Below are 24,878 nucleotides of genomic sequence, written 5' to 3'. Positions count from 1 at the left end.
AGTTACTCGGCAGAGTTTGCGTCAGGGGTGCAGCCGGGCTTGCCAGCAGCATATTTAAGACTGGGATCGACTACGGCATCCAGACGTTTGAGCGCCTCGGAGCCAATCAGCAGCGGGTATTGGAATGCGCTGCGGTCGGTCAGGTTCACTTCGATGGTGTGCAAAGACTTGCCCATGCACACTTCAAGCTCGATCACCGGGCGAGCCGTGTAGCTCTTGCCTTCCTCGGGATCGAAGTCGCCAGAGCGACGCTTGATCTTGCTGATACGGGCCAGGGGGCGCTCGATGGCGTGCTCGTGAGCATCGTCGATAGCCAGATAGAAGCGCACCCAGGTTTCGCCGTCACGTTTGAAGCGTTCGATATCGCGGGCGCTGAGTGAGGCAGTCTTGGCGCCGGTGTCGAGTTTGGCGGCAACTTCCAGCTTGAGGTCCGCGAGGCTGACGTATTCGTTCAGGCCGTACACGGTCTTTTCGGAGGCGAGACCCAGGCCGGGAAGCAGGCCGCAGCTGAGGAGGAGGGCGAAAGGCTTGAGTCGCATAAATCCTTTGATATTCGCGTCGTCGGGGCGGCGGCGGGGCGCGGCAGCCGGCGGGTGAAGTCTAGCAGGCATGGCGGCGGCTCCAGGCCGGTGCATGCGGGCGGCATTCTAACATGGGGTTTTTCTGCTGCGACAGCCGCTTATGAGCGTTTCTGCAGGTTGATTGCACGATTGTGTGGCTTTTCCAGCCCTCGACCAATTGTCGACAATCTAGATAATTGACGTTGACATGACCTTGTTGCAGGCATAGTTTTCCGCAACCAAAGCGCATTGTGTCGACAATCATGCTAGATGCTCTCGATATAACGGATAGCGAACAGGCCGACTCGGGAACCCTTGCCGAAAACGTGTTCCGCCGCATTCAGGCGGCCATCGTGCAGGGCGAGATTCCTCCCGGCAGCAAGATCTCCGAGCCGGAGCTGGCGCGCACCTATGGCATCAGCCGCGGCCCGCTGCGTGAGGCAATTCATCGTCTGGAAGGGCAGAAGCTGCTGGTGCGCGTGCCTCATGTCGGCGCCCGGGTGGTCTCGCTCAGCCATGCCGAGCTGATCGAGCTGTACGAGATCCGCGAGTCGCTGGAGGGCATGGCATGCCGCCTGGCCGCCGAGCGCATGAGCCAGGCCGAGATCGACGAGCTGCGCCGGGTGCTGGAGCTGCACGAGCAGGACGCTGCCTTTAAGGCCGGTGTCGGCTACTACCAGCAGGAAGGCGACTTCGACTTTCACTACCGGATCATCCAGGGCAGCGGCAACCGCACGCTGACGCAGATGCTCTGTGGCGAGCTGTACCAGTTGGTACGCATGTATCGCCTGCAGTTCTCCACCACGCCGAATCGCCCGCACCAGGCCTTCGCCGAGCACCACCGCATTCTCGATGCCATCGCCGACCGTGACGGCGAGCTGGCCGAGCTGTTGATGCGCCGTCACATCGGCGCCTCCAAACGCAATATCGAGCGCCACTACAAGGAAGCGCTCGCCAACCCGTCCAAAACACGAGGTGAGTCATGAGTGTAAGAACCCCCGGTCAGCGCTTCCGCGACGCCATCGCAGCCGAGCAGCCGCTGCAGGTGATTGGCGCGATCAACGCCAACCATGCGCTGCTGGCCAAACGCGCCGGCTTCCAGGCCATTTACCTGTCTGGTGGCGGTGTGGCAGCTGGCTCCCTGGGCCTGCCGGACCTGGGCATCAACACCCTGGATGACGTGCTTACCGACGTGCGCCGCATCACCGATGTCTGCGACCTGCCATTGCTGGTCGACATCGACACCGGCTTCGGCCCCAGCGCCTTCAATATCGAGCGGACCATCAAGAACCTGATCAAGGCCGGCGCCGCTGCCGCCCACATCGAGGATCAGGTCGGCGCGAAGCGTTGCGGCCATCGCCCGGGCAAGGAAATCGTTTCCTGTGAAGAAATGGTCGACCGTGTGCGCGCCGCTGCCGACGCCAAGACCGATCCGAACTTCTTCCTGATCGCCCGCACCGACGCCATCCAGGCCGAGGGTGTGGACGCCGCCATCGAGCGCTGCCAGCGCTACGTGGAGGCGGGTGCCGACGGCATCTTCGCCGAGGCCGCCTATGACCTGCCGACCTACAAGCGCTTCGTCGATGCGCTGAACGTGCCGGTACTGGCCAACATCACCGAATTCGGTGCCACTCCGCTGTTCACCCGCGACGAGCTGGCCTCCGTGGGCGTAGCCATTCAGCTCTACCCACTGTCCGCCTTCCGTGCCGCCAACAAGGCTGCGGAAAGTGTCTACACCTCGATCCGCCAGAACGGCCACCAGAAGGACGTGATCGAGCTGATGCAGACCCGTGCCGAGCTGTATGACCGTATTGGCTACCACGCCTTCGAGCAGAAGCTCGATGCGCTGTTCGCCGCCGGCAAGAAGTAACCACCAGCCTGGCTTGGCGAATGACGCACCGCTGTCATTCGCCGCAGGCACCCTCGGCGGATTGAGATATCTGCCGACCGCATTCGAACCGAACGACAGGCCTTGAGGCCTGCGCAACAAGAACAAGCAACCGGATTTGATGAGGAGACACGCGATGAGCGCTACCGCAGAAACCACCACCGGCTTCAAACCTAAGAAGTCCGTGGCGCTGAGTGGCACCGCCGCTGGCAACACCGCCCTGTGCACCGTTGGCCGCACTGGTAATGACCTGCATTACCGTGGCTATGACGTCCTGGACTTCGCCAATCGCTGCGAATTCGAGGAAATCGCCCACCTGCTGGTCCATGGCAAGCTGCCCAACGCCGCCGAACTGGCCGGCTACAAGGCCAAGTTGAAAGCCCTGCGCGGCCTGCCGGCCGGCGTGAAAGCCGCCCTGGAAACTCTGCCGCCGTCCGCCCACCCGATGGACGTGATGCGCACCGCCGTGTCCGTGCTCGGCTGCCTGTCGCCGGAGAAGGACGACCACAACCATCCGGGCGCCCGTGACATCGCCGACAAGCTGATGGCCTCCCTGGGCTCCGCGCTGCTCTACTGGTACCACTTCAGCCACAACGGCAAGCGTATCGACGTCGAGACCGACGACGACTCCATCGGCGGCCACTTCCTGCACTTGCTGCACGGAGAGAAACCCCGTGAGTCCTGGGTGCGCGCCATGCACACCTCACTCAACCTGTACGCCGAGCACGAGTTCAACGCCTCGACCTTCACCTCTCGCGTGATCGCCGGCACTGGCTCGGACATGTTCTCCTGCATCGCCGGCGCCATCGGCGCGCTGCGCGGCCCGAAACATGGCGGCGCCAACGAAGTGGCCTTCGAGATCCAGAAGCGCTACGACAACCCGGACGAGGCCGAGGCCGACATCCGCGCCCGCGTCGAGAAGAAGGAAGTGGTGATCGGTTTCGGTCACCCGGTCTACACCGTCGCCGACCCGCGCAACAAGGTGATCAAGGAAGTCGCTCAGCAGCTGTCGAACGAGCAGTCCAACACCAAGATGTATGACATCGCCGAGCGCCTGGAAACCATCATGTGGGACATCAAGAAGATGTTCCCCAACCTCGATTGGTTCAGCGCTGTGAGCTACCACATGATGGGCGTGCCCACTGCCATGTTCACCCCGCTGTTCGTCATTGCGCGCACCGCTGGCTGGTCCGCCCATGTCATCGAGCAGCGTATCGACGGCAAGATCATCCGCCCGAGCGCCAACTACACCGGTCCCGAAGACCTGAAGTTCGTGCCGCTCAAGGACCGTAAATAAAAATGACTACCCCCGTGAATAGCCAATACCGTGAACGCCTGGCCGGCACCGATCTGGACTACTTCAACGCCCCTGCGGCGGTCGAGGCGATCCAGGCTGGCGCCTGGGCAAAATTGCCCTACACCTCGCGCGTGCTGGCCGAGCAGCTGGTGCGCCGCTGCGAGCCGGAGCTGCTGACCCCGGCTCTGGAGCAACTGATCTACCGCAAGCGCGACCTCGATTTCCCCTGGTATCCGGCCCGTGTGGTCTGCCACGACATCCTCGGCCAGACCGCACTGGTCGACCTGGCAGGCCTGCGTGACGCCATCGCGGAGCAGGGCGGTGACCCGTCCAAAGTCAACCCGGTGGTGCCGACCCAGCTGATCGTCGACCACTCGCTGGCCGTGGAGGCCCCGGGCTTCGACCCGGATGCGTTCGAGAAGAACCGCGCCATCGAAGATCGTCGCAACGAGGACCGCTTCCACTTCATCGAGTGGACCAAGACCGCGTTCAAGAACGTCGATGTGATCCCGGCCGGCAACGGCATCATGCACCAGATCAACCTGGAGAAAATGAGCCCGGTGATCCAGGCACGCGGCGGCATCGCGTTCCCCGACACCTGTGTCGGCACCGACTCGCACACCCCGCACGTGGATGCTCTGGGCGTGATCGCCATCGGCGTCGGCGGCCTGGAGGCCGAGACCGTGATGCTCGGCCACCCGTCGATGATGCGCCTGCCCGACATCGTCGGCGTGGAGCTGACCGGCCAGCGCAAGCCGGGCATCACCGCCACCGACATCGTCCTGGCGATCACCGAGTTCCTGCGCAAGGAGCGCGTGGTCGGCGCCTACGTCGAGTTCTTCGGCGAGGGTGCGGACAGCCTGTCGATCGGCGACCGCGCAACCATCTCCAACATGTGCCCGGAATACGGCGCCACCGCCTCGATGTTCTACATCGACGGCCAGACCATCGACTACCTCAAGCTCACCGGCCGCGAGCCCGAGCAGGTGGCGCTGGTGGAGAACTACGCCAAGACCCTCGGTCTGTGGAGTGATGCACTGCGCACCGCCGAGTACGAGCGCGTACTGAGCTTCGACCTGGGCAGCGTGGTGCGCAACATGGCTGGCCCGTCCAACCCGCATCGCCGCCTGCCGACCTCGGCACTGGCTGAGCGCGGCATCGCCGACGAAGCCAAGCTGCAGAGCGGCAAGGCCGAGGAAGCCGAAGGGCTGATGCCTGACGGCGCGGTGATCATCGCTGCCATCACCAGCTGCACCAACACCTCCAACCCGCGCAACGTGGTCGCCGCCGGCCTGGTGGCGAAGAAGGCCAACGCCCTCGGGCTGCTGCGCAAGCCGTGGGTGAAGACTTCCTTCGCTCCGGGTTCGAAAGTCGCCAAGCTGTACCTGGAAGAGGCCGGTCTGCTGCCGGAACTGGAGAAGCTCGGCTTCGGCATCGTCGCTTACGCCTGCACTACCTGTAATGGCATGTCCGGCGCGCTGGACCCGGTAATCCAGAAAGAGATCATCGACCGCGACCTGTACGCCACCGCCGTGCTCTCGGGGAACCGCAACTTCGACGGGCGTATCCACCCGTATGCCAAGCAGGCCTTCCTGGCCTCGCCGCCGCTGGTGGTCGCCTATGCCATTGCTGGCACCGTGCGTTTCGATATCGAGCAGGACGTGCTGGGCATCGACAACAACGGCAGCCCGGTCACCCTGAAGGATCTGTGGCCGTCCGACGAGGAGATCGACGAAATCGTCGCTTCCAGCGTCAAGCCGGAGCAGTTCCGCCAGATCTACATCCCGATGTTCGATCTGGGTAGCGTGCAGGAGGCGGAAAGCCCGCTGTACGACTGGCGCCCGATGTCCACCTACATCCGCCGCCCGCCGTACTGGGAAGGCGCGCTGGCCGGTGAGCGCACCCTGAAAGGCATGCTGCCGCTGGCCATCCTGCCGGACAACATCACCACCGATCACCTGTCGCCCTCCAACGCGATCCTGATGGATTCGGCGGCTGGTGAGTACCTGCACAAGATGGGCCTGCCAGAAGAGGACTTCAATTCCTACGCCACCCACCGTGGCGATCACCTGACCGCCCAGCGCGCCACCTTCGCCAACCCGCAGTTGGTCAACGAGATGGTGGTGGTCAATGGCGAGGTGAAGAAGGGTTCGCTGGCCCGCGTCGAGCCGCAAGGCCAGGTGATGCGCATGTGGGAGGCCATCGAGACCTACATGAACCGCAAGCAGAACCTGATCATCATCGCCGGTGCCGACTACGGCCAGGGCTCGTCGCGTGACTGGGCGGCAAAGGGCGTACGCCTGGCAGGTGTCGAGGTGATCGTTGCCGAAGGCTTCGAGCGTATCCATCGCACCAACCTGGTCGGAATGGGCGTGCTGCCGGTGGAGTTCAAGCCGGGCACCACCCGCCTGACCCTGGGCCTGGATGGCACCGAGACCTACGACATCAAGGGCGATGTAGCGCCGCGCTGCGACCTGACTCTGGTGGTCAATCGTCGCAACGGTGAAGTCGTCGAAGTGCCGGTGACCTGCCGTCTGGATACCGCTGCCGATGTCAGCGTGTACAAGGCTGGCGGCGTGCTGCAGCGCTTCGCCAAAGACTTCCTGGAAGGCGCGGTAGCCTGATGTAACGACTCCGCTCCGCCAGTGGCGGGGCGGACCTCTTCTCGCAGGGCCGGGTCAGCTCGACCCTGCATCGAATGGCCAGGACCTGACTCATGTCCCACGTACCTCAAGTGAAGATTCCTGCCACCTATATCCGCGGTGGCACCAGCAAGGGTGTGTTCTTCCGCCTGCAGGACCTGCCTGAGCGCTGCCAGGTGCCGGGTGAGGCGCGCGACAAGCTGTTCATGCGCGTGATTGGCAGCCCTGATCCTTACTCGGCACACATCGACGGCATGGGCGGTGCGACCTCCAGCACCAGCAAGTGCGTGATCCTGTCGCGCAGCAGCCAGCCCGATCACGATGTCGATTACCTCTACGGCCAGGTCTCCATCGACAAGGCCTTTGTCGACTGGAGTGGCAACTGCGGCAATCTATCCACTGCTGCCGGCGCCTTCGCCCTGCATGCCGGCCTGGTCGACCCGGCGCGCATTCCGGACAACGGCACCTGCGTGGTGCGCATCTGGCAGGCCAACATCCAGAAAACCATCATCGCCCGCGTACCGATCAGCAACGGCCAGGTGCAGGAAACCGGCGACTTCGAGCTGGACGGCGTGACCTTCCCGGCGGCCGAGATTGTGCTGGAGTTCCTCGATCCGTCCGACGATGGCGAGGAGGGCGGCTCGATGTTCCCTACCGGCAACCTGGTCGACGACCTGGAGGTGCCGGGTGTCGGCACCTTCAAGGCGACCATGATCACTGCCGGTATTCCCACCGTGTTCGTCAATGCCGAGGATATCGGCTACCAAGGCACCGAGCTGCGCGAAGCCATCAACGGAGATCCGCAGCAGCTGGCGCGTTTCGAGCAGATTCGCGTGGCCGGCGCCCTGCGCATGGGGCTGATCAAGACGGCGGAAGAGGCCGCCACCCGCCAGCACACGCCAAAGATCGCCTTCGTGTCCAAGCCCAAGAGCTACAAGGCCTCCAGCGGCAAGGAAGTCAGTGCTGGCGAGGTCGATCTGCTGGTGCGCGCGCTGTCCATGGGCAAGCTGCACCACGCGATGATGGGCACTTGCGCCGTGGCCATCGGCACGGCGGCGGCCATTCCCGGCACCCTGGTCAATCTGGTTGCCGGCGGTGGCGAGCGCGAGGCCGTGCGCTTCGGCCACCCCTCTGGAACCCTACGGGTTGGCGCCCAGGCCAAGCAGATCGACGACCAATGGACGGTAACCAAGGCCATCATGAGCCGCAGTGCGCGAATCCTGATGGAAGGGTGGGTGCGGGTGCCCGGCGACAGTTTCTGACGCCAGAAAGCAGAAAGGCCCGAACTGATCGGGCCTTTCTGTGGAGCGGGGCGCCTACTTGAGTCGGCGTTCCACACCTTTCTCCACCAGGATCTTCGCCGAGATTTCCTCGACAGAGAAATGCGTGGAGTTGATGTAGTTGATGCCCTCGCGGCGCAGCAGGTTCTCCACCTCGCGCACCTCGAACTCGCACTGGGCGTAGCTGGCGTAGCGGCTGTTGGGCTTGCGCTCGTGGCGAATTGCGGTGAGCCGGTCCGGATCGATGGTCAGGCCGAACAGCTTGTGCTTGTAGGGTTTGAGGGCCGCGGGTAGCTGCAGGCGCTCCATGTCTTCTTCGGTCAGCGGGTAGTTGGCGGCGCGAATGCCGAACTGCATGGCCATGTATAGACAGGTGGGCGTCTTACCGCAGCGAGAAACACCGATCAGAATCAGATCGGCCTTGTCGTAGTAGTGGGTGCGGGCACCATCGTCGTTATCCAGGGCGAAATTGACCGCCTCGATCCGCTCCATGTAGTTGGTGCTGCTGGCAATGGAGTGCGACTTGCCGACCGAGTAGGACGAGTGTTCGCTGAGTTCCGCTTCGAGCGGAGCCAGGAAGGTGGAGAAAATGTCGATCATGAAGCCGTCGGACTGGGCCAGAACGTCACGGATCTCATGGTTTACCACGGTGTCGAAGATGATCGGGCGCGCCCCGTCTTTCTCGGCAGCATGGTTGATTTGCTGTACCATTGCCCGCGCCTTCTCGACGCTGTCTATATAGGGGCGGGTAAGCTTGGTGAAGCTGATGGCTTCGAATTGCGCCAACAGACTTTGCCCCAGTGTTTCCGCGGTGATGCCCGTGCCGTCGGAAATGAAGAATGCGGTTCGTTTCATTGATGGCGGAGGCCTTAAGTCAGGAACGATTCTTGGCTATCATAGGCCCCCTTTGCCGGGCCCGTACTGGTCGGCATTGTGACTTATTTCCTTGAGGCAAAGCCAGGTAGCGGCGGTGCTGCACCGGCGCTGCCACGTACAGTGGAGAGTTCACCTTGGTAGAGTACGTCGTTTCCCTCGATAAGCTCGGCGTCCACGATGTGGAGCATGTAGGGGGCAAGAACGCATCCCTCGGCGAGATGATCAGCAATCTCGCCGGTGCTGGTGTATCGGTTCCCGGCGGTTTCGCCACTACCGCCCAGGCCTACCGTGACTTCCTCGAGCAGAGCGGCCTGAACGACCGCATCCACGCCGCGCTCGACGCTCTGGACGTGGATGACGTCAACGCCCTGGCCAAGACCGGCGCGCAGATCCGCCAGTGGGTGATGGACGCCGAGTTCCCGCAGCGCCTGGACGCCGAGATTCGTACGGCCTTTGCCGCCATGTCTGCCGGCAACGACAACATGGCCGTCGCGGTGCGCTCTTCCGCCACCGCCGAAGACCTGCCGGACGCCTCCTTCGCCGGCCAGCAGGAAACCTTCCTCAATATCCGTGGCGTGGACAACGTGATCCGCGCTGCCAAGGAAGTATTCGCTTCCCTGTTCAACGACCGCGCCATCGCCTACCGCGTGCACCAGGGCTTCGACCACAAGCTGGTCGCCCTGTCCGCCGGCGTGCAGCGCATGGTCCGTTCGGAAACCGGCACTGCCGGCGTGATGTTCACCCTGGATACCGAGTCCGGCTTCCGTGACGTGGTGTTCGTCACTGGTGCATACGGCCTCGGCGAGACCGTGGTACAGGGCGCGGTGAACCCCGACGAGTTCTACGTGCACAAGCAGACCCTGGAGGCTGGCCGCCCGGCCATCCTGCGTCGCAACCTGGGCAGCAAGGCGATCAAGATGGTCTACGGCGAGGAAGCCAAGGCTGGTCGTTCGGTCAAGACCGTCGATGTGGACCGTGCTGACCGCGCGCGCTTCGCCCTGTCCGATGCCGAGGTCACCGAGCTGGCCAAGCAGGCACTGATCATCGAGAAACACTACGGCCGCCCGATGGACATCGAGTGGGCCAAGGACGGTGACGACGGCAAGCTGTACATCGTCCAGGCCCGCCCGGAAACCGTGAAGAGTCGCGCCAGCGCTACCGTGATGGAGCGCTACCTGCTGAAAGAGAAGGGCAAGGTGCTGGTCGAAGGCCGTGCCATCGGTCAGCGCATCGGCGCCGGCAGGGTGCGGGTGATCCACGACGTATCCGAGATGGACAAGGTTCAGCCGGGCGACGTGCTGGTCTCCGACATGACCGACCCGGACTGGGAGCCGGTGATGAAGCGCGCCAGCGCCATCGTTACCAACCGCGGCGGCCGTACCTGCCACGCGGCGATCATCGCCCGCGAACTGGGCATCCCGGCCGTGGTCGGCTGCGGCAACGCCACCCAGGTGCTGCAGGATGGCCAGGGCGTGACTGTTTCCTGCGCCGAGGGCGACACCGGCTTCATCTTCGAAGGCGAGCTGGGCTTCGACATTCGCAAGAACTCGGTCGACGCCATGCCTGACCTGCCGTTCAAGATCATGATGAACGTCGGCAACCCGGATCGCGCCTTCGACTTCGCCCAGCTGCCCAACGAGGGCGTGGGCCTGGCCCGCCTGGAATTCATCATCAACCGCATGATCGGCGTGCACCCCAAGGCACTGCTGAACTTCGCCAGCCTGCCGGCGGAGATCAAGGACAGCGTCGAGAAGCGCATCGCCGGCTACGACGACCCGGTCGGCTTCTACGTCGAGAAACTGGTCGAGGGCATCAGCACCCTGGCTGCGGCCTTCTGGCCGAAAAAGGTCATCGTGCGCCTGTCGGACTTCAAGTCCAACGAGTACGCCAACCTGATCGGCGGCAAGCTTTACGAGCCGGAGGAAGAGAACCCGATGCTCGGCTTCCGTGGCGCCTCGCGCTACATCAGCGAGAGCTTCCGTGACTGCTTCGAGCTGGAATGCCGAGCACTGAAGAAAGTGCGCAACGAGATGGGCCTGACCAACGTCGAGATCATGGTGCCCTTCGTGCGCACCCTGGGCGAGGCGTCGCAAGTGGTCGAGCTGCTCGCCAGCAACGGCCTGGAGCGCGGCAAGGATGGCCTGAAGGTCATCATGATGTGCGAGCTGCCGTCCAACGCGCTGCTGGCCGATGAGTTCCTCGAATTCTTCGACGGCTTCTCCATCGGCTCCAACGACCTGACTCAGCTGACCCTGGGCCTGGACCGCGACTCCGGCATCGTTGCGCACCTGTTCGACGAGCGTAATCCGGCGGTGAAAAAGCTGCTGGCCAACGCCATTGCCGCCTGTAACAAGGCTGGCAAGTACATCGGCATCTGCGGTCAGGGTCCTTCGGACCACCCGGACCTGGCCAAATGGCTGATGGAGCAGGGCATCGAGAGCGTGTCGTTGAACCCGGACTCCGTGCTGGATACCTGGTTCTTCCTCGCCGAAGGCCAGCCGCAGGGCTGAGTGGTTGAACATCCCAGAAAGGGCGGGAGCGATCCCGCCTTTTTTGTGAGCGGTAATTCATGGTGGACGCTTCCTGGCCGATGCTTGAGGCAGCCCCGACAATCTTGTGTGCAAGAAGCAGTATGCAAAGCAGTAGTGAGTTGTTCCCTGTCTCCCTGGTCAGCGCCGAGTTACGTGGCGACCTGAGCGAGGACGTCTATCGCCTGAAGCCTGGCAACTCTCCGGATTTCTCCGTCGAGCTGGCGATCACCCGCCTTGGGCTGGCCGACCAGCAGCGCCGCGGCGTGCCGGTAATCCTGTTGCACGGCAGTTTCTCCAATCGACGCTTCTGGTATTCGCCGCGTGGTATCGGCCTGGGCCCATACTTGGCGCGCGCCGGTTTCGATGTATGGATCGCCGAGATGCGCGGCCACGGCCTGTCACCACGCAACCAGGCGTACAAGCACAATACTGTCGCCGATTACGCCCGCTATGACCTGCCGGCAGTGGCCGCCTTTGTCCGTGAACAGACCAGCCAAACTCCGCACTGGGTGGGCCACTCTCTCGGCGGCACCACTCTGGCTGCGGCCGTCGGTGGTGGTTATTTGAATGCCGAAGATGCCGCGTCGATAGCGTTGTTCGGAACCCAGATCAGTCGCGTCTACTGGCCACTCAAAGTGCCGCCGGTGGAGTGGGGCAGTCGCCTGCTGCTCAAGGGCTTTCACCATATCTCCGGGGCTCGTTTCAAGCGCGGCCCCGAGGACGAGCCGATCGGCCTGGCTCTGGAGAGCCTGCGCTGGCACCGCCTGTTCGGTCGCTTCGGTGACACCGAGCGCGACTGGTGGGCCGGCATGGCCGATGCCCAGGTGCCGTTGCTGGCGGTCAGCGCCGTTGGCGACCTGCAGGATCCGGCCTGGGCCTGCCGCAAGTTGTTCGACCAGTTCATTGCCGCGCCACGCAGCTTCCTGCTGCTGGGCAAGGAGCAGGGCTACTCCAGCGACTTCGGCCATGTCGAAATGCTGGTCAGCAAGGAAGCGCAGGGCGAGGTCTGGCCGCTGGTGCAACACTGGCTGCAGGAGCTGCGTCTGCCTGCGGAAAAGCAGCAGGATTGAGGTTACAACCGCTCTGGCATGCGGCTAAGATGTGACGAATTTCGCCAGTCCGGTCACGATTCGCCATGTTCGTAGCGCTGGAACGTTTGATCAATCTGCAAGACGGTTATCGACGCACCTTCCTGGTCGAAGGGCGCGATCTTCTGTTGCTGGTGGTCGAACAGCAGCCGCTGCTAGTGGAGAACCGCTGTCCGCACCAAGGTGCGTCGCTGCACAACGCCACTCTGAATGGCCCGGTGCTGCGCTGCGCGCGTCATGGCGTGGAGTTCGATCTGCGTAGCGGCCGGCCGCTGAATGCGCAGTGCGCGATGCTCAATCGTTTCAGCCTGGCCTACGATGGCGATCGCGTTGGTATTGATATCTGAGCGTTTCAACTGAAAGGAGCTTTCCCATGCAATACGTCACCCCCGACCTGTGCGACGCCTACCCGGATCTGGTGCAAGTGGTCGAGCCGATGTTCGCCAACTTCGGTGGCCGCGACTCCTTCGGCGGCGAGATCGTTACCGTCAAGTGCCACGAGGACAACTCGCTGGTCAAATCCCAGGCCGACCAGCCGGGCCAGGGCAAGGTGCTGGTGGTGGATGGCGGTGGCTCCCTGCGCCGTGCTCTGCTGGGCGACATGATCGCCGAGAAGGCCGCGAAGAATGGCTGGGAAGGCATGGTGATCTACGGCTGCGTGCGCGATGTCGACGTACTGGCGCAGACCGACCTCGGCGTGCAGGCCCTGGCCAGCCACCCGATGAAGACCGACAAGCGCAATATCGGCGACCTCAACGTGGTCGTGACCTTCGGTGGCGTGACCTTCAAGCCGGGCCACTACGTGTATGCCGACAACAACGGCATCATCGTTTCCCCCGAACCGCTGAAGATGCCGGAGTAAGTGCGCCGGGCCCACGTCGATGGGCCCTGTTGGCCACAGTGGGAGCAGGGATGTACGAGAAAGACAATCTGCACTGGGGACTGGTGCATGCCTTCGTCCTCGACGGACTCGGTGGTGCACGCAGCCTGGAGTGGGATCAGCTCGAAGGATTGCGCCTGGGCGAGCAGGAAAGCCTCTTGCTGCACTGGGATCGCGGCCATCCGCAGACCCACTCCTGGCTGCGTGAGCACAGCGGCCTAAGCGAATTCAGCTGCGATCTGCTGCTGGAAGAGAACACCAGGCCGCGGCTGCTGACGCTGCCGGAGCACGAGTTGCTGCTGTTCCTGCGCGGGGTCAATCTCAACCCGGGCGCCGAGCCCGAGGACATGGTTTCGGTACGTATTTTCGCCGACACCCGTCGAGTCATCTCCCTGCGCCTGCGCCCGTTGCGCGCCACCGAGGAGCTCATTGCTCTGCTGGAGAGAGGTCAGGGTCCGCGCGACAGCGGCGAGTTGGTACTGCAGCTGGCGCACCATATGACCGACCGTGTCGACGGCCTGATCGAAGAGCTTTCCGAGCAACTTGAAGGGCAAGAGGAGCGTCTCGATAGCGACACGCGCTTCATGCCCGACCACGACCTAGTGCTGCATGTGCGACGCCGCTCAGCCGGCCTGCGCCGTTTTCTTGCTCCACAGCGGGACATATTCGCTCAGCTGACGCGCAATGGTTTCGGCGACGCCAACCAGTGGAACGAGCTGAACAACCGCCTGACCCGCTACCTGGAAGAGCTGGAAATGGTTCGCGAGCGGGTAGGCCTGGTGCTGGAGTCCGAGCACCGGCGGATGAACGAGAAGATGAACCGGGCCATGTACCTGCTGGGTGTCACCACCGTGTTCTTCCTGCCCATGAGCTTCCTCACCGGCCTGCTGGGCATCAACGTCGGCGGTATTCCTGGCGCGGACAGCCAATATGGTTTCCTGCTGATCTGCCTGATCCTGGCTAGTGTCGGCGCGCTACAGTGGTGGTTGTTCCGCCGCTGGCGATGGCTCTAGATGTGACCTGCGGTCAGGTCGCCACGTCTAGCCAACAAATCCGTACGAGGTACACATGTACGATCCTTTCGAAGAGTCTCTGCGCGACCTGCTGAAATCGTCGCCAGCAGAACATGACGATGACGCGACCCTCGGGCGCGTCCTCAAGACCGCCAACCGCCAGGTCGGCGTCGGTGATCTGTTCGGCCTCATGGGGCGTGGCCTTGAGGCGCTCATGATCGCGCTGAACAACGGCTCCGCGCATGTGATGCCGGTTTCTCGTACTCACGCCCGCAATGCAGACAAGGCTGACTGACATATGGAACTCGATCCCTGGACCCAAGCTCTGGTGGCGGCCATGACCACCCTCTGGAGCAAGATCGCCGGCTTCATCCCCAACCTGTTCGTGGCGCTGATTCTCGGCTTGCTCGGTTTCGTGGTGGCCAAGCTGCTCGACACCTTGTTGTCCAAGCTGCTGGCCAAACTCGGCCTGGATCGCCTGATGACCGGCACCGGGCTGACCAAGCTGCTGGGGCGTATCGGGATTCAGGTCCCGGTGTCGACGCTGATCGGCAAGATCGTCTACTGGTTCGTGCTGCTGATTTTCCTGGTGTCTGCCGCCGAGTCCCTGGGGCTGCCGCGCCTGTCGGCCACGCTCGACGTGCTGGCGCTGTATCTGCCCAAGGTTTTCGGTGCCGCTCTGGTGCTGCTGGTTGGTGTGCTGTTGGCCCAACTGGTCAGCAGCCTGGTACGCGGCGCCGCAGAAGGCGTTGGCCTGGACTATTCGGCCGGCCTCGGCCGCATCGCCCAGGGGCTGGTGATCATCATCAGTATCTCGGTTGCCATCGGGCAGCTCGAGGTCAAGACCGATCTGCTGAACAACGTCATCGCTATCGTGCTGATTTCGGTCGGTTTGGCCGTCGCCCTGGCGCTCGGCCTGGGCAGCAGGGAGATTGCCGGGCAAATCCTCGCCGGCATTTATGTGCGTGAGCTTTATCAGGTCGGGCAACAAGTCAGGATCGGTGAGGTCGAAGGGCAGATCGAGGAAATTGGCACCGTGAAAACCGTTCTCCTCACCGAGGACGGCGAGCTGGTATCGGTGGCCAATCGAACCCTGCTCGAGCAGCGAGTCAGCAGCCGCTGATCCGCCAATCCCTGCTAATGTATGCGACCAGCGCCACTCGTATGTGCGCTGGCGCTGCCATCTGACCTGACTGTCGGCACGAGTCGTTTTGAACAACGCCCAATCGCTTTCTGCGCGCTATGACCCACGCGAGCTCTCGGATGAAGAGCTGGTGCAGCGCTCCCACGTCGAGCTGTTTCACGTCACTCGGGCGTACGAAGAACTGATGCGCCGCTATCAGCGGACCTTGTTCAATGTATGTGCTCGCTATCTTGGAAACGAGCGCGATGCAGACGATGTTTGCCAGGAAGTGATGCTTAAAGTTCTCTATGGGTTAAAGAACTTTGAGGGAAAGTCCAAGTTCAAGACCTGGCTCTATAGCATCACTTATAACGAGTGTATTACCCAATATCGCAAGGAGCGCCGTAAGCGGCGCCTGCTCGATGCACTGAGTCTCGACCCCCTGGAGGAAGCCTCGGAAGAGAAGGCGCCCAAGGTAGAAGAGAAGGGCGGGCTTGATCGCTGGCTGGTGCATGTCAATCCGATTGACCGGGAAATCCTGGTGCTGCGCTTTGTGGCCGAACTGGAGTTCCAGGAAATCGCCGACATCATGCACATGGGGTTGAGTGCTACCAAGATGCGTTATAAACGTGCACTTGACCGACTTCGTGAGAAATTTGGCAATTCTGTTGAAACTTAATAAGCCAAGCGGCCTCTTACGCGCAGTGCACGAGAAATCTCGCACACACTGCCGTGTGTAGATTTGTTACAATCGCTGCCAAGTTGTTCCTGGGCCGTTCCGCCAGGCAACTAAAATCGTCTTTAGATGGGGATTTACGGATGAAACTGAAAAACACTCTGGGTGCGGTCATCGGCTCGCTGGTCGCTGCCACTTCTCTGAACGTACTGGCCCAAGGCCAAGGTGCCGTAGAAGTCGAAGGCTTCGTCAAGAAGCAGTACTTCGATGAAGCTCGCGACTTCAAGAACGATGGCAACCTGTTCGGCGGCTCCATTGGTTACTTTCTGACCGACGACGTTGAACTGCGCCTGGGTTACGACGAAGTACACAACGCTCGCGCCGAAGACGGTCGCAACATCCGCGGTTCCAACACCGCTCTGGATGCCCTGTACCACTTCAACGCACCTGGCGACACCATTCGCCCGTACGTTTCCGCTGGCTTCTCTGACCAGAGCATCGGTCAGAATGGCCGTAGCGGCCGTAACGGCTCCACCTTCGCCAACCTGGGCGGCGGTGCCAAGCTGTACTTCACCGAGAACTTCTACGCCCGCGCTGGCGTCGAGGCTCAGTACAACATCGATCAAGGCGACACCGAGTGGGCGCCGAGCATCGGTATCGGCCTGAACTTCGGTGGCGGCTCCAAGCCGGCCCCGGTTGTTGCCGAGCCGGTTGCTGAGCCGGTTGCCGAAGTCGCTCCGACTCCGGAGCCTGCCGAGACCGTACGTGTTGAGCTGGACGTTAAGTTCGACTTCGACAAGTCCAAGGTCAAAGAAGAAAGCTACGGTGACATCAAGAACCTGGCTGACTTCATGAACCAGTACCCGCAGACCAACACCACCGTTGAAGGTCACACCGACTCCGTCGGTACCGACGCTTACAACCAGAAGCTGTCCGAGCGTCGTGCCAACGCCGTTCGTGAAGTGCTGGTCAACCAGTACGGTGTAGGCGCTGAGCGCGTTGGTTCGGTTGGCTACGGCGAGTCCCGCCCGGTTGCTGACAACGCCACCGAAGCTGGCCGCGCGGTTAACCGTCGCGTTGAAGCTGAAGTGGAAGCCCAGGCCAAGTAATTGGCGCTGTGCTCTGCAAAAAACCCGGCTTAGGCCGGGTTTTTTGTGCCTGTTATTCTGCTGATCGAGATCCGTCGAATAGCCATTGTAAGGCCGATGCCGCCTGATTAGACTGCGCGGCAATTCCGCCCCTTGCACTACCAAGGATTGTCATGATCAAGAAATGTCTGTTCCCGGCTGCTGGCTACGGCACCCGCTTCCTTCCGGCCACCAAGGCGATGCCCAAGGAGATGCTGCCCGTCGTCAACAAGCCGCTGATCCAGTACGGCGTCGAGGAAGCCCTCGAGGCCGGCCTGAGCGAGATCGCCATGGTCACCGGCCGCGGCAAGCGCGCCCTGGAAGACCATTTCGATATCAGCTACGAGCTGGAGCATCAGATCCAGGGGACCGACAAGGAGAAGTACCTGGTCGGTATCCGTCGCCTGATCGACGAATGCACCTTCTCCTACACCCGTCAGATCGAGATGAAGGGCCTCGGCCACGCAATCCTCAGTGGCCGCCCGCTGATCGGTGACGAGCCGTTTGCCGTGGTTCTGGCCGACGACCTGTGCTTCAACCTCGAAGGCGATGGCGTGCTGCAGCAGATGGTCAAGCTGTACAACCAGTTCCGCTGCTCCATTGTCGCCATCCAGGAAGTGCCGCCGGAAGAGACCTCCAAGTACGGTGTGATCGCTGGCGAGATGATCCGTGACGACATCTTCCGCGTGAACCACATGGTCGAGAAGCCGAAGCCGGAAGACGCCCCGTCCAACCTGGCGATCATCGGCCGCTACATTCTGACTCCGGACATTTTCGATCTGATCGAGAAGACCGAGCCGGGCAAGGGTGGCGAGATCCAGATCACCGACGCCCTGATGAAGCAGGCCCAGGACGGCTGCGTGATCGCCTACAAGTTCAAGGGCAAGCGTTTCGACTGCGGCGGCGCCGAGGGTTACATCGACGCCACCAACTTCTGCTTCGAGAATCTGTACAAGACTGGCAAGGCCTACTGATAGGCCAGCGAGTCAGACAAAGCCACCTTCGGGTGGCTTTGTCGTTTAAGGATTCAGGGAATGGGCATCGCCTCAGAACCCGGCCCCAGTGGCTGCCCGTAGCTGAACTCAACGTAGTTGCCGGCAGGATCGCGCAGGCCGCAGTAGTAGCCGACCGGATAGGGCTCGTCGCGCGGCGGCCAGACCAGGCAGCCTGCCTGGGCTGCACGCTCGGCAATCTCATCTACCGCCGCGTGGCTGGCCACGGCAAAGCCGAAGTGGCTGTAGTCGTCCGCAGCCAGCTGACGATCCGTACCGCCGGGCATGATCACGAAGATGAACTGGTGCTCCTTGCCCGGCTCTGCCATCCAGACGATCTTCGAGCCCTTGCCGGCGCGCTCGTGGATCACCTGCATGCCGCAGAACTCGCGGTAGAAGTCCACGCAAGGCTCCAGCTCCGGCACGTGCAGGGCGATGTGAGTGAGGGTGGGGTGCATGGCGATCCTCCTGGCCGAACCGCGATGGCGTAGTTCGGGTCTAGTCCGACATCATCCCAGCATACACACAGCTTCCCGGGCTCTCCGGTATGCTTGTCGCTTGCAAGGAGAACTGCGATGTCCTATGAATTCGACCTGTTCGTGATCGGCGCCGGTTCCGGCGGCGTGCGTGCCGCCCGTTTCGCCGCTGGCTTCGGTGCCAAGGTGGCCGTGGCCGAGAGCCGCTACCTGGGCGGAACCTGCGTCAACGTCGGCTGCGTGCCGAAGAAGTTCCTGGTGTACGGAGCACACTTCGCCGATGACTTCGAGCAGGCTTCTGGCTTCGGTTGGAGCTCTGGCGAGCCGGCTTTCGACTGGCCGATCCTGATCGCCAACAAGAACCGCGAGATCCAACGGCTCAACGGTATCTACCGCAATCTGCTGGTGAACAGCGGGGTGACCCTGCTTGAGGGGCACGCCAAGCTTTTGGGGCCGCATGAGGTCGAGATCAACGGCCAGCGCCACAGCGCCAAACACATCCTGATTGCCACCGGCGGCTGGCCGCAGGTGCCGGACATCCCCGGCAAGGAACTGGCGATCACCTCCAACGAAGCGTTCTTCCTCGAACAGCTGCCCAAGCGCGTGCTGGTGGTCGGCGGTGGCTACATCGCTGTCGAATTCGCCTCGATCTTCCACGGCCTCGGTGCCGAGACTTCGCTGCTGTATCGCAAGGACCTGTTCCTTCGAGGCTTCGACGGTGCCGTGCGCAAGCACCTCAAGGAGGAGCTGGAGAAGAAGGGCCTGGACCTGCAGTTCAACACCGACATCGCCCGCATCGAGCGGCAGGCCGATGGCAGCCTGCTGGCCACCTTGAAGGATGGTCGCGAGCTGGCCACCGATTGCGTGTTCTACGCCACCGGGCGCCGGCCGATGCTGGACAACCTGGGGCTGGAGAACACCGGCGTGGAGCTGAACGACAAGGGCTTCATCCAGGTCAACGAGCAGTTCGCGACCAGCGAACCGTCGATCCTCGCCCTCGGCGATGTGATCGGTCGCGTCCAGCTCACCCCGGTGGCACTGGCCGAGGGCATGGCCGTGGCGCGCCGGCTGTTCAAGCCGGAGGAATACCGCACGCTGGACTACAGTCTGATTCCCACCGCCGTGTTCAGCCTGCCGAACATCGCTACCGTGGGCCTGAGCGAGGAACAGGCGCGCGAGGAGGGCTACGAGGTGAAGGTGTTCGAGAGCCGCTTCCGCCCCATGAAGCTGACCCTCACCGAAAGCCAGGAACGGACCCTGATGAAGCTGGTGGTGGACGGCAAGACCGACAAGGTCCTGGGTTGCCACATGGTCGGACCGGAGTCCGGAGAGATCGTCCAGGGCCTGGCCGTGGCGCTGAAGGCCGGGGCGACCAAGCGCATCTTCGACGAGACGCTGGGCATCCACCCGACTGCGGCGGAAGAGTTCGTGACCATGCGCACCCCAGTGGGCAGCTGACGCGTCATGCAGCAGCTCTTCTATTTGGCCGATCTGTTTGGCGTCGCCGTCTTCGCCATCACTGGGGCGCTGATGGCCGGGCGCAAGTCCATGGATCTGTTCGGCGTGCTGGTCATTGCGATCATCACCGCACTGGGCGGCGGTACGCTGCGCGACCTGATTCTAGACAACCACCCGGTCAGCTGGATTCGCAACGACACCTACATCCTGGTCGCGTCCATCGCCGCGGTCGGCACCGTGGCCTGGGTGCGCCTGACGCAGCCCATCCACGAGCGCGGCCTGCTGATCGCCGACGCCTTCGGCCTGGCGGTGTTCACCGTGATCGGCACCGAGGTCGCGCTGCAGCACAACATGCCGTACAGCACGGCGGTGATCATGGGGGTGATGACCGGCGTGGCCGGCGGCGTGATGCGCGATGTGATCTGCAACGAGATCCCGCTGATCTTCCAGAAGGAGATCTACGCCACCGCCTGTATCTTCGGGGCGCTGGTGTTCATCGTGCTGCGTGAGCTGCAGACACCGCACTGGCTGGATACCGGGGTCGCCATGCTTGCGGTATTGCTGACGCGGCTGGCGGCGATCCGCTGGAGCCTGTCATTGCCGCGGTTCCATTTGCTGGACCGCGGCTGACGTGTGAACCGCTATTAGTGCTTGTGTTCGCCCTGCGGGGCCTCGGCCTCGATGGCGACTTCGACCTCGACCTTGCCGGCCTTCTCGAACTCCAATGTCAGCGGGAAGCGCTCACCGGCCACCAGCGGCTGGGTCAGGCCGAACAGCATGACGTGGTTGCCGCTCGGCTCGAAACGGGCTTCGCCGCCGGCGGGCACGCCGACCGAGTCGACCTTCTGCATCTTCATCATGTCGCCGATGTGCACGTGGGTGTGCAGTTCTGCCTTCGCCGCTCGCGGGGTGCTGGCACCGAGCAGGCGGTCGCCCGATGTACCTTTGTTGTGGACCACGAAGTAGGCGGCGCCGTTGGGCGATGTGGGGGGCAGGGCGCGCGACCAGGGATGATCGATATGCAGGTCGCCGGCGCTATATTCATGGGCGAAGGCTGAATTGCTGAGCAGGGTGAGCAAGGCAAGCGAAGCCAGTTTCAGGCGCATGCGGGAACCTCTTGTGGGATGCTGCATGCACCCTAGCACGAAGTCGCACACGCCAGCCTGCGGCAAAGCTGTGCAGAGTGGGTAATATCAGACAACGGGCCCGAGTCAGGGCCACCGTGTGGAGAGCGGGTAGATGGAGCAAGTCGAAAAGCTAACGGCCGGGAATCTGCCACCGCTCAAGGACCTTATCGCCTGTCACGAGTGTGACCTGCTCATGCACCACCCGCATGTGGGCGAGGAGCAGAAGGCCTGCTGCCCACGCTGCGGCTACGAGCTGGTGGTGCACCGCTCGCACATGCGTCGTCGCGCGCTCGCGCTGGTGCTGACAGCGCTGCTGCTGTACGTGCCGGCCAACTTCCTGCCAATCATAAGCATGGCGCTGCTCGGCCAGAACGCGGTGGATACCGTGTGGAGCGGCGTCATCGGCCTCTATAACACGGGTATGGAGGGAGTCGCCGCGGTGGTGTTCTTCTGCAGCATGCTGGTTCCGCTGCTCAAGCTGCTCTGCCAGCTGTTCGTCCTGCTTGCCATGCCATACGCGACTCTGCGGCCTATGGCCTGCCGCCTCTACCGCATCTACCACCACCTGCGTGAGTGGGGGATGCTCGAGGTCTACCTGTTCGGCATCTTGGTTTCCATCGTCAAGCTGATCGACATGGCCGAGCTGCATCTGGGCCTCGGCCTGGCCTGCTTCATTGCCCTGATGATGGCGCAGGTATGGCTGGAGGTGACCATGTCGCCGCACCAGGTATGGGAAGCACTGAGCGAGGAGGGCGAAGATGCGCGCGATTGATGCCGGCATCCTGCTGTGTGGCGAGTGCCACAAGCTGGAATACCTGCGAGAGGGAGAGCATCAGCACTGCAGTCGTTGCGGTGCGCAGCTGCATGATCGGCGGCCCAACAGCATCGCGCGTACCTGGGCGCTGCTGATTACTGCGGCGATTCTGTACCTGCCGGCCAACCTGCTGCCAATCATGACGGTCAGCATGCTCGGCAAGGGTATGCCGGCGACCATCATGGAAGGGGTAGTCGAGCTGATCCACGCGGATATGTTGCCAATCGCCCTGGTGGTGTTCGTCGCCAGTATCCTGGTGCCGACCTTCAAGCTGGTGGGGATCGCACTGCTGCTGTACTCGGTGCAGCGGCGCCAGCCGATGTCGGCCAGGCAACGGATTCTCATGTACCGCTTCATCGAATGGATCGGGCGCTGGTCCATGCTCGATATCTTCGTCATCGCCATCCTGGTTGCGCTGGTCAACTTCGGCAACCTGGCGAGTATCGAGGCAGGCATGGGGGCTTCAGCCTTCTGTGTGGTGGTGATTCTCACCATGCTGGCCGCAGTGACCTTCGATCCCAGGCTGATCTGGGACAACACCTTCGATGACGAGGAAGAGCTGGGGGAAAGCGAAGAGGCTGGCGCTCGCAGCTGAGGCCAGCGGCGAGAGCGAAGCGAGCGCTCCGCTCTCGACTGCCTGTATCAGTTACTACGCGAGCCGTGGCTGTTCTGGCCGCCTTTGCGACCTGCCTCGGAGGCACGCTGTGGGTCGTTCCTGAAATTCCCTCCGCTCACATGGCCACCTTTCTTGCCGGCCTCGGACGCGCGCTGGGGGTCTTCCGCAAAGTTACCTTTACCACCTCGATGTCCAGCCATAGTCACATTCCTCGTTAGTAATCTAGGTGCGTGCCCAGCGGGCACACTTATTCGGAGGAACTAAGGAAGGAGGTGTTCAGTTTTTTTTAATTCCATGTGGGCATATCAAACCGTTTCTCGTGCCCTAGCAGGCCGGAAAAGGCATAAGGCCCAGACACATCTCCTCGCGTAAACAGCCTGAATCATTCCCGCCAGGGGCCAGTCGACAGTGAACGAACACTGCGACGGGAGCATCCCCATGAGCGAGCACGACAGCCGAGTGAAGGAAATCGACGACACCGAGGACCGCATGGGCTCCATGCACGAGCTGGACTTCAGCGAGCGCCGCGACGCGCGAAAAGGGCGGATCGGTGACGAGCGCCCCGTGGCTGAGGTCGAGAAGGAATTCCCGCCGCAGCGCGAGGCGCAGGCCGGCATGAGCGGGGGCGAAGCGCTGACGGATAGTTCCCACGAAGACAATGTGACCATGGACGACCTGACCCCGGAGACGCTGATCGACGAGGACGGCGAGTTCTCGCCGGACGGGCGCGGTGCCAGCGGCCCAGCTGACAAGGAGCTGAGCGTGGTGGATGGCACACGGATCGGCGGCGGCATCGGCCTGGATGAGGCGGAGTTGGCCCGCTCGGCGCCCCTCGACGGCAAACCCTGGACCGACCAGGTCTCACCGCCGGAAGACAAGGAGGAGCCGTAGCGGCTCAGCGCAGCGCGTCGAGCAATTCGGCCTTGCGCATGGTCGAGCGGCCACGGATGTCGCGCTTGCGAGCCAGGTCCATCAGCTCCTGGCGGGTCATGGATTCCAGCTTGGTGCCCGGACGTGGCACGCCCTGCCGGGTTGCCACCGCGCGGCGCGCCGAAGACTTCCGTGCGGCAGCCTTCTGCTGCGGGCTGGTGGTCTGGCCGGAGCCACCCTTGCGCTCGCCGCCACCGGACTGCTTGTTGACCGTCGCCCAGGCGCGGGCTTCGGCCTCTTCCGTGGGAACGCCACGCGCCTCGTAGCTTTCCTCGATATGCGCGGCCTTGCGCTTCTGTTTAGCCGTGTACTTGTCTTTGCTGCCGCGTGTCATGAGTTCTGCCTCCGCTTGCGCCGTGTGAGTACGGCCTCTTTCCAAGAGAAGGCGGCGCCCGCCCGATAGTTCGAAAAATCCTCAAACCTTCCGCGCCCAGCCACGGTCTCTGGCTTGAGTCCCCACGGATATGGAGCTTTCGTCATGCGTCTGCTTTGTCTGATTTCCGGTTGCCAGTGGTTTTCCAGCTCTTCCTCGGCAATGCCGCGCGTCTGCGGCAGCGATCTGCTGCACGAATGCTGCAGCCGCTGCGGTGGCCAGCGTTTCCTGCTGCCGGGTGAGCAGCGTGCGCTGTTCAGCCTGCGCCCCGGTCAACGGCTGCCGTGGAATTGAGCGATTACCTGTGGGCGGTGGTGTATGACGAGTTCGCCGACCTGGGCCAGCCGGAGCAGATGCTGCGCGCCACACTGCGCCTGAGCATGGCGGCAGTGCTGGGCGGATTGCTTGGCTTCGAGCGCCAGGCCAAGGGCAAGGCGGCGGGGCTGCGCACCCACATGCTGGTTACCCTGGGCGCGGCGTTGTTCGTGATGGTGCTGGACCTCGATGGCGCCGAGCACGACGCCGTCAGCCGCGCCATCCAGGGCATCGCCGCCGGCATCGGCTTCCTCTGTGCCGGCACCATTCTCAAGGGCGACAGCATCAGCCAGATAAAGGGCCTGACCACTTCGGCGTCGCTGTGGTTCAGCACCGCCGTCGGCATTGCCGTAGGCCTCGGGCGCGAGGGCACCGCGCTGCTTGGCACCCTGTTGGCGCTGTTGATCCTGCATGCCATGCCGCTGCTCGAGCGCGAGGCGCGGCAGCAGCCGCCCGATCATTGAAGGCTCAAGCCATGTTCCGCGAGTTCGAGCACTGCACCGCCTGGACCGACGCAATGTACAGCGGCGCCGGTTTCATCGGCCTGATCGAGTACCAGCCCAAGCGCTACGGCGGCGAAGTCACGGTGCTCTGGGTCTTCGACCCCAACTGCATCTGCGAGCGCGAGGCAGAGAACGCCGCCGAGCGCATGCTGCAGGCCATCCTCGATATCCACCCGGAGCGCGGCGTGCTCTACGCCGACGGGGTCCCGTTGTAAGCGAGCTGAACTTTTGCCGTCGCGCCGGGCTCGGAAACTCCATGCACCGGCAGCCGTGCCGGCCCACCGTTTTCACCC

The 24,878-nt window shown here is 62.8% G+C and carries 29 protein-coding genes; 23 read left to right on the top strand and 6 right to left on the bottom strand.

The window, feature by feature from the left end; all coding sequences use genetic code 11:
• Positions 1-2 precede the first annotated feature (2 nt).
• Complete coding sequence (rloA, locus tag PTT45_RS12640; protein WP_273814244.1) at positions 3-539, bottom strand: retropepsin-like aspartic peptidase RloA; 537 nt, start codon at positions 537-539, stop codon at positions 3-5.
• 284 nt (positions 540-823) lie between these two features.
• Between rloA and PTT45_RS12635 the strand changes: the two genes are divergently transcribed.
• From PTT45_RS12635 to prpF, 5 genes are all read left to right on the top strand, one after another.
• Positions 824-1,546, top strand: a complete 723-nt coding sequence (locus PTT45_RS12635; RefSeq protein WP_273813643.1) for a GntR family transcriptional regulator — start codon at positions 824-826, stop codon at positions 1,544-1,546.
• Positions 1,543-2,430: a methylisocitrate lyase gene (gene prpB / locus PTT45_RS12630; RefSeq protein WP_043307367.1), complete on the top strand. Its 888-nt coding sequence runs from the start codon at positions 1,543-1,545 to the stop codon at positions 2,428-2,430. The genes PTT45_RS12635 and prpB overlap by 4 nt, the downstream gene beginning before the upstream one ends.
• 154 nt (positions 2,431-2,584) lie before the next feature.
• On the top strand, positions 2,585-3,745 hold the full coding sequence (gene prpC, locus PTT45_RS12625; protein ID WP_273813642.1) for a bifunctional 2-methylcitrate synthase/citrate synthase: 1,161 nt from the start codon (positions 2,585-2,587) through the stop codon (positions 3,743-3,745).
• 2 nt (positions 3,746-3,747) lie between these two features.
• Positions 3,748-6,369: a Fe/S-dependent 2-methylisocitrate dehydratase AcnD gene (gene acnD, locus PTT45_RS12620; protein WP_443218179.1), complete on the top strand. Its 2,622-nt coding sequence runs from the start codon at positions 3,748-3,750 to the stop codon at positions 6,367-6,369.
• Between the two features lie 92 nt (positions 6,370-6,461).
• On the top strand, positions 6,462-7,649 hold the full coding sequence (gene prpF, locus PTT45_RS12615) for a 2-methylaconitate cis-trans isomerase PrpF (protein WP_273813640.1): 1,188 nt from the start codon (positions 6,462-6,464) through the stop codon (positions 7,647-7,649).
• 54 nt (positions 7,650-7,703) lie between these two features.
• Here the strand turns inward: prpF and ppsR are convergent, their stop codons facing one another.
• On the bottom strand, positions 7,704-8,522 hold the full coding sequence (gene ppsR, locus PTT45_RS12610) for a posphoenolpyruvate synthetase regulatory kinase/phosphorylase PpsR (RefSeq protein ID WP_273813639.1): 819 nt from the start codon (positions 8,520-8,522) through the stop codon (positions 7,704-7,706).
• A gap of 155 nt (positions 8,523-8,677) precedes the next feature.
• Between ppsR and ppsA the strand changes: the two genes are divergently transcribed.
• The 10 genes from ppsA to galU all read left to right on the top strand — a co-directional run bounded on the left by ppsA (position 8,678) and on the right by galU (position 17,955).
• Positions 8,678-11,053: a phosphoenolpyruvate synthase gene (gene ppsA / locus PTT45_RS12605; RefSeq protein ID WP_273813638.1), complete on the top strand. Its 2,376-nt coding sequence runs from the start codon at positions 8,678-8,680 to the stop codon at positions 11,051-11,053.
• Between the two features lie 122 nt (positions 11,054-11,175).
• Positions 11,176-12,144 carry an alpha/beta fold hydrolase gene (locus tag PTT45_RS12600; protein WP_273813637.1) on the top strand — a complete coding sequence of 323 codons (969 nt, stop codon included), beginning with the start codon at positions 11,176-11,178 and terminating at the stop codon, positions 12,142-12,144.
• Between the two features lie 65 nt (positions 12,145-12,209).
• Positions 12,210-12,509, top strand: coding sequence for a Rieske (2Fe-2S) protein (locus PTT45_RS12595; protein WP_273813636.1), 300 nt, complete (start codon positions 12,210-12,212; stop codon positions 12,507-12,509).
• A 26-nt stretch (positions 12,510-12,535) separates the two neighbouring features.
• Positions 12,536-13,024, top strand: a complete 489-nt coding sequence (rraA, locus tag PTT45_RS12590) for a ribonuclease E activity regulator RraA (RefSeq protein WP_273813635.1) — start codon at positions 12,536-12,538, stop codon at positions 13,022-13,024.
• Positions 13,025-13,074: 50 nt separating this feature from the next.
• A complete protein-coding gene (locus PTT45_RS12585) occupies positions 13,075-14,055 on the top strand; it encodes a zinc transporter ZntB (protein WP_273813634.1) in 981 nt (326 codons plus the stop codon).
• 55 nt (positions 14,056-14,110) lie between these two features.
• On the top strand, positions 14,111-14,350 hold the full coding sequence (locus tag PTT45_RS12580) for a CrfX protein (RefSeq protein ID WP_273813633.1): 240 nt from the start codon (positions 14,111-14,113) through the stop codon (positions 14,348-14,350).
• Positions 14,351-14,353: 3 nt separating this feature from the next.
• Positions 14,354-15,178, top strand: coding sequence for a mechanosensitive ion channel family protein (locus tag PTT45_RS12575; RefSeq protein WP_273813632.1), 825 nt, complete (start codon positions 14,354-14,356; stop codon positions 15,176-15,178).
• 88 nt (positions 15,179-15,266) lie between these two features.
• Positions 15,267-15,857: an RNA polymerase sigma factor SigX gene (gene sigX / locus PTT45_RS12570; protein WP_043307353.1), complete on the top strand. Its 591-nt coding sequence runs from the start codon at positions 15,267-15,269 to the stop codon at positions 15,855-15,857.
• Between the two features lie 140 nt (positions 15,858-15,997).
• Positions 15,998-16,963: an OmpA family protein gene (locus tag PTT45_RS12565; protein ID WP_273813631.1), complete on the top strand. Its 966-nt coding sequence runs from the start codon at positions 15,998-16,000 to the stop codon at positions 16,961-16,963.
• A 152-nt stretch (positions 16,964-17,115) separates the two neighbouring features.
• Positions 17,116-17,955 (top strand): UTP--glucose-1-phosphate uridylyltransferase GalU, encoded by an 840-nt coding sequence (gene galU, locus PTT45_RS12560; protein WP_273813630.1) that lies wholly within the window; start codon positions 17,116-17,118, stop codon positions 17,953-17,955.
• A 53-nt stretch (positions 17,956-18,008) separates the two neighbouring features.
• Here the strand turns inward: galU and PTT45_RS12555 are convergent, their stop codons facing one another.
• Positions 18,009-18,431, bottom strand: coding sequence for a VOC family protein (locus PTT45_RS12555; RefSeq protein ID WP_273813629.1), 423 nt, complete (start codon positions 18,429-18,431; stop codon positions 18,009-18,011).
• Positions 18,432-18,548: 117 nt separating this feature from the next.
• Here PTT45_RS12555 and gorA point away from each other — a divergent pair, with 117 nt between their 5' ends.
• Together gorA and PTT45_RS12545 are read left to right on the top strand one after the other, a co-directional pair.
• Entirely contained in the window at positions 18,549-19,907 is a 1,359-nt protein-coding gene (gene gorA, locus PTT45_RS12550; protein ID WP_273813628.1) for a glutathione-disulfide reductase, read from the top strand.
• A 6-nt stretch (positions 19,908-19,913) separates the two neighbouring features.
• The gene (locus tag PTT45_RS12545; protein WP_273813627.1) at positions 19,914-20,537 is read left to right on the top strand and encodes a trimeric intracellular cation channel family protein; all 624 of its coding nucleotides are present in this window, start codon (positions 19,914-19,916) and stop codon (positions 20,535-20,537) included.
• A 14-nt stretch (positions 20,538-20,551) separates the two neighbouring features.
• Here PTT45_RS12545 and PTT45_RS12540 read toward each other — a convergent pair whose 3' ends face one another.
• Positions 20,552-21,013: a copper chaperone PCu(A)C gene (locus PTT45_RS12540; RefSeq protein ID WP_273813626.1), complete on the bottom strand. Its 462-nt coding sequence runs from the start codon at positions 21,011-21,013 to the stop codon at positions 20,552-20,554.
• Positions 21,014-21,146: 133 nt separating this feature from the next.
• Between PTT45_RS12540 and PTT45_RS12535 the strand changes: the two genes are divergently transcribed.
• On the top strand, positions 21,147-21,806 hold the full coding sequence (locus tag PTT45_RS12535) for a paraquat-inducible protein A (RefSeq protein ID WP_273813625.1): 660 nt from the start codon (positions 21,147-21,149) through the stop codon (positions 21,804-21,806).
• A complete protein-coding gene (locus PTT45_RS12530; protein WP_273813624.1) occupies positions 21,793-22,443 on the top strand; it encodes a paraquat-inducible protein A in 651 nt (216 codons plus the stop codon). Before PTT45_RS12535 ends, PTT45_RS12530 begins: the two co-directional genes overlap by 14 nt.
• Before the next feature lie 47 nt (positions 22,444-22,490).
• Here PTT45_RS12530 and PTT45_RS12525 read toward each other — a convergent pair whose 3' ends face one another.
• A complete protein-coding gene (locus tag PTT45_RS12525; RefSeq protein WP_273813623.1) occupies positions 22,491-22,664 on the bottom strand; it encodes a general stress protein in 174 nt (57 codons plus the stop codon).
• A gap of 238 nt (positions 22,665-22,902) precedes the next feature.
• Here PTT45_RS12525 and PTT45_RS12520 point away from each other — a divergent pair, with 238 nt between their 5' ends.
• Positions 22,903-23,355: a phosphotransferase system, HPr-related protein gene (locus PTT45_RS12520; protein WP_273813622.1), complete on the top strand. Its 453-nt coding sequence runs from the start codon at positions 22,903-22,905 to the stop codon at positions 23,353-23,355.
• Positions 23,356-23,359: 4 nt separating this feature from the next.
• On the opposite strand, the gene PTT45_RS12515 is transcribed toward PTT45_RS12520, so the two are convergent.
• The gene (locus PTT45_RS12515; protein ID WP_273813621.1) at positions 23,360-23,728 is read right to left on the bottom strand and encodes a Rho termination factor N-terminal domain-containing protein; all 369 of its coding nucleotides are present in this window, start codon (positions 23,726-23,728) and stop codon (positions 23,360-23,362) included.
• Between the two features lie 144 nt (positions 23,729-23,872).
• Between PTT45_RS12515 and PTT45_RS12510 the strand changes: the two genes are divergently transcribed.
• The 3 genes from PTT45_RS12510 to PTT45_RS12500 are packed head-to-tail and all read left to right on the top strand — an operon-like array spanning position 23,873 to position 24,800.
• A complete protein-coding gene (locus tag PTT45_RS12510; RefSeq protein ID WP_273813620.1) occupies positions 23,873-24,061 on the top strand; it encodes a PSPA7_2676 family Cys-rich small protein in 189 nt (62 codons plus the stop codon).
• Positions 24,052-24,546 (top strand): MgtC/SapB family protein, encoded by a 495-nt coding sequence (locus PTT45_RS12505; protein ID WP_273813619.1) that lies wholly within the window; start codon positions 24,052-24,054, stop codon positions 24,544-24,546. The genes PTT45_RS12510 and PTT45_RS12505 overlap by 10 nt, the downstream gene beginning before the upstream one ends.
• 11 nt (positions 24,547-24,557) lie before the next feature.
• Positions 24,558-24,800, top strand: a complete 243-nt coding sequence (locus tag PTT45_RS12500) for a hypothetical protein (RefSeq protein ID WP_273813618.1) — start codon at positions 24,558-24,560, stop codon at positions 24,798-24,800.
• The last annotated feature ends 78 nt before the right edge of the window (positions 24,801-24,878 follow it).

Origin of the sequence: Pseudomonas sp. Gutcm_11s, from assembly GCF_028649395.1 — a bacterium.
GTDB lineage: Bacteria > Pseudomonadota > Gammaproteobacteria > Pseudomonadales > Pseudomonadaceae > Aquipseudomonas.
The sequence above is the reverse complement of the archived record's forward strand: the minus strand, read 5'-3'. Positions and strand labels throughout refer to the sequence as shown.

Bases quoted from the DNA above. Each gene is read 5' to 3' on its own strand.
- gorA (WP_273813628.1), top strand. From the start codon at position 18,549: ATGTCCTATGAATTCGACCTGTTCGTGATCGGCGCCGGTTCCGGCGGC.
- PTT45_RS12530 (WP_273813624.1), top strand. From the start codon at position 21,793: ATGCGCGCGATTGATGCCGGCATCCTGCTGTGTGGCGAGTGCCACAAG.
- PTT45_RS12585 (WP_273813634.1), top strand. From the start codon at position 13,075: ATGTACGAGAAAGACAATCTGCACTGGGGACTGGTGCATGCCTTCGTC.
- PTT45_RS12600 (WP_273813637.1), top strand. From the start codon at position 11,176: ATGCAAAGCAGTAGTGAGTTGTTCCCTGTCTCCCTGGTCAGCGCCGAG.
- rraA (WP_273813635.1), top strand. From the start codon at position 12,536: ATGCAATACGTCACCCCCGACCTGTGCGACGCCTACCCGGATCTGGTG.
- PTT45_RS12580 (WP_273813633.1), top strand. From the start codon at position 14,111: ATGTACGATCCTTTCGAAGAGTCTCTGCGCGACCTGCTGAAATCGTCG.
- galU (WP_273813630.1), top strand. From the start codon at position 17,116: ATGATCAAGAAATGTCTGTTCCCGGCTGCTGGCTACGGCACCCGCTTC.
- PTT45_RS12535 (WP_273813625.1), top strand. From the start codon at position 21,147: ATGGAGCAAGTCGAAAAGCTAACGGCCGGGAATCTGCCACCGCTCAAG.
- PTT45_RS12575 (WP_273813632.1), top strand. From the start codon at position 14,354: ATGGAACTCGATCCCTGGACCCAAGCTCTGGTGGCGGCCATGACCACC.
- PTT45_RS12565 (WP_273813631.1), top strand. From the start codon at position 15,998: ATGAAACTGAAAAACACTCTGGGTGCGGTCATCGGCTCGCTGGTCGCT.
- prpC (WP_273813642.1), top strand. From the start codon at position 2,585: ATGAGCGCTACCGCAGAAACCACCACCGGCTTCAAACCTAAGAAGTCC.
- prpB (WP_043307367.1), top strand. From the start codon at position 1,543: ATGAGTGTAAGAACCCCCGGTCAGCGCTTCCGCGACGCCATCGCAGCC.
- prpF (WP_273813640.1), top strand. From the start codon at position 6,462: ATGTCCCACGTACCTCAAGTGAAGATTCCTGCCACCTATATCCGCGGT.
- PTT45_RS12595 (WP_273813636.1), top strand. From the start codon at position 12,210: ATGTTCGTAGCGCTGGAACGTTTGATCAATCTGCAAGACGGTTATCGA.
- ppsR (WP_273813639.1), bottom strand. From the start codon at position 8,522: ATGAAACGAACCGCATTCTTCATTTCCGACGGCACGGGCATCACCGCG.
- PTT45_RS12500 (WP_273813618.1), top strand. From the start codon at position 24,558: ATGTTCCGCGAGTTCGAGCACTGCACCGCCTGGACCGACGCAATGTAC.
- acnD (WP_443218179.1), top strand. From the start codon at position 3,748: ATGACTACCCCCGTGAATAGCCAATACCGTGAACGCCTGGCCGGCACC.
- PTT45_RS12520 (WP_273813622.1), top strand. From the start codon at position 22,903: ATGAGCGAGCACGACAGCCGAGTGAAGGAAATCGACGACACCGAGGAC.
- PTT45_RS12510 (WP_273813620.1), top strand. From the start codon at position 23,873: ATGCGTCTGCTTTGTCTGATTTCCGGTTGCCAGTGGTTTTCCAGCTCT.
- PTT45_RS12515 (WP_273813621.1), bottom strand. From the start codon at position 23,728: ATGACACGCGGCAGCAAAGACAAGTACACGGCTAAACAGAAGCGCAAG.
- PTT45_RS12525 (WP_273813623.1), bottom strand. From the start codon at position 22,664: ATGGCTGGACATCGAGGTGGTAAAGGTAACTTTGCGGAAGACCCCCAG.
- PTT45_RS12635 (WP_273813643.1), top strand. From the start codon at position 824: ATGCTAGATGCTCTCGATATAACGGATAGCGAACAGGCCGACTCGGGA.
- PTT45_RS12540 (WP_273813626.1), bottom strand. From the start codon at position 21,013: ATGCGCCTGAAACTGGCTTCGCTTGCCTTGCTCACCCTGCTCAGCAAT.
- PTT45_RS12555 (WP_273813629.1), bottom strand. From the start codon at position 18,431: ATGCACCCCACCCTCACTCACATCGCCCTGCACGTGCCGGAGCTGGAG.
- rloA (WP_273814244.1), bottom strand. From the start codon at position 539: ATGCGACTCAAGCCTTTCGCCCTCCTCCTCAGCTGCGGCCTGCTTCCC.
- PTT45_RS12545 (WP_273813627.1), top strand. From the start codon at position 19,914: ATGCAGCAGCTCTTCTATTTGGCCGATCTGTTTGGCGTCGCCGTCTTC.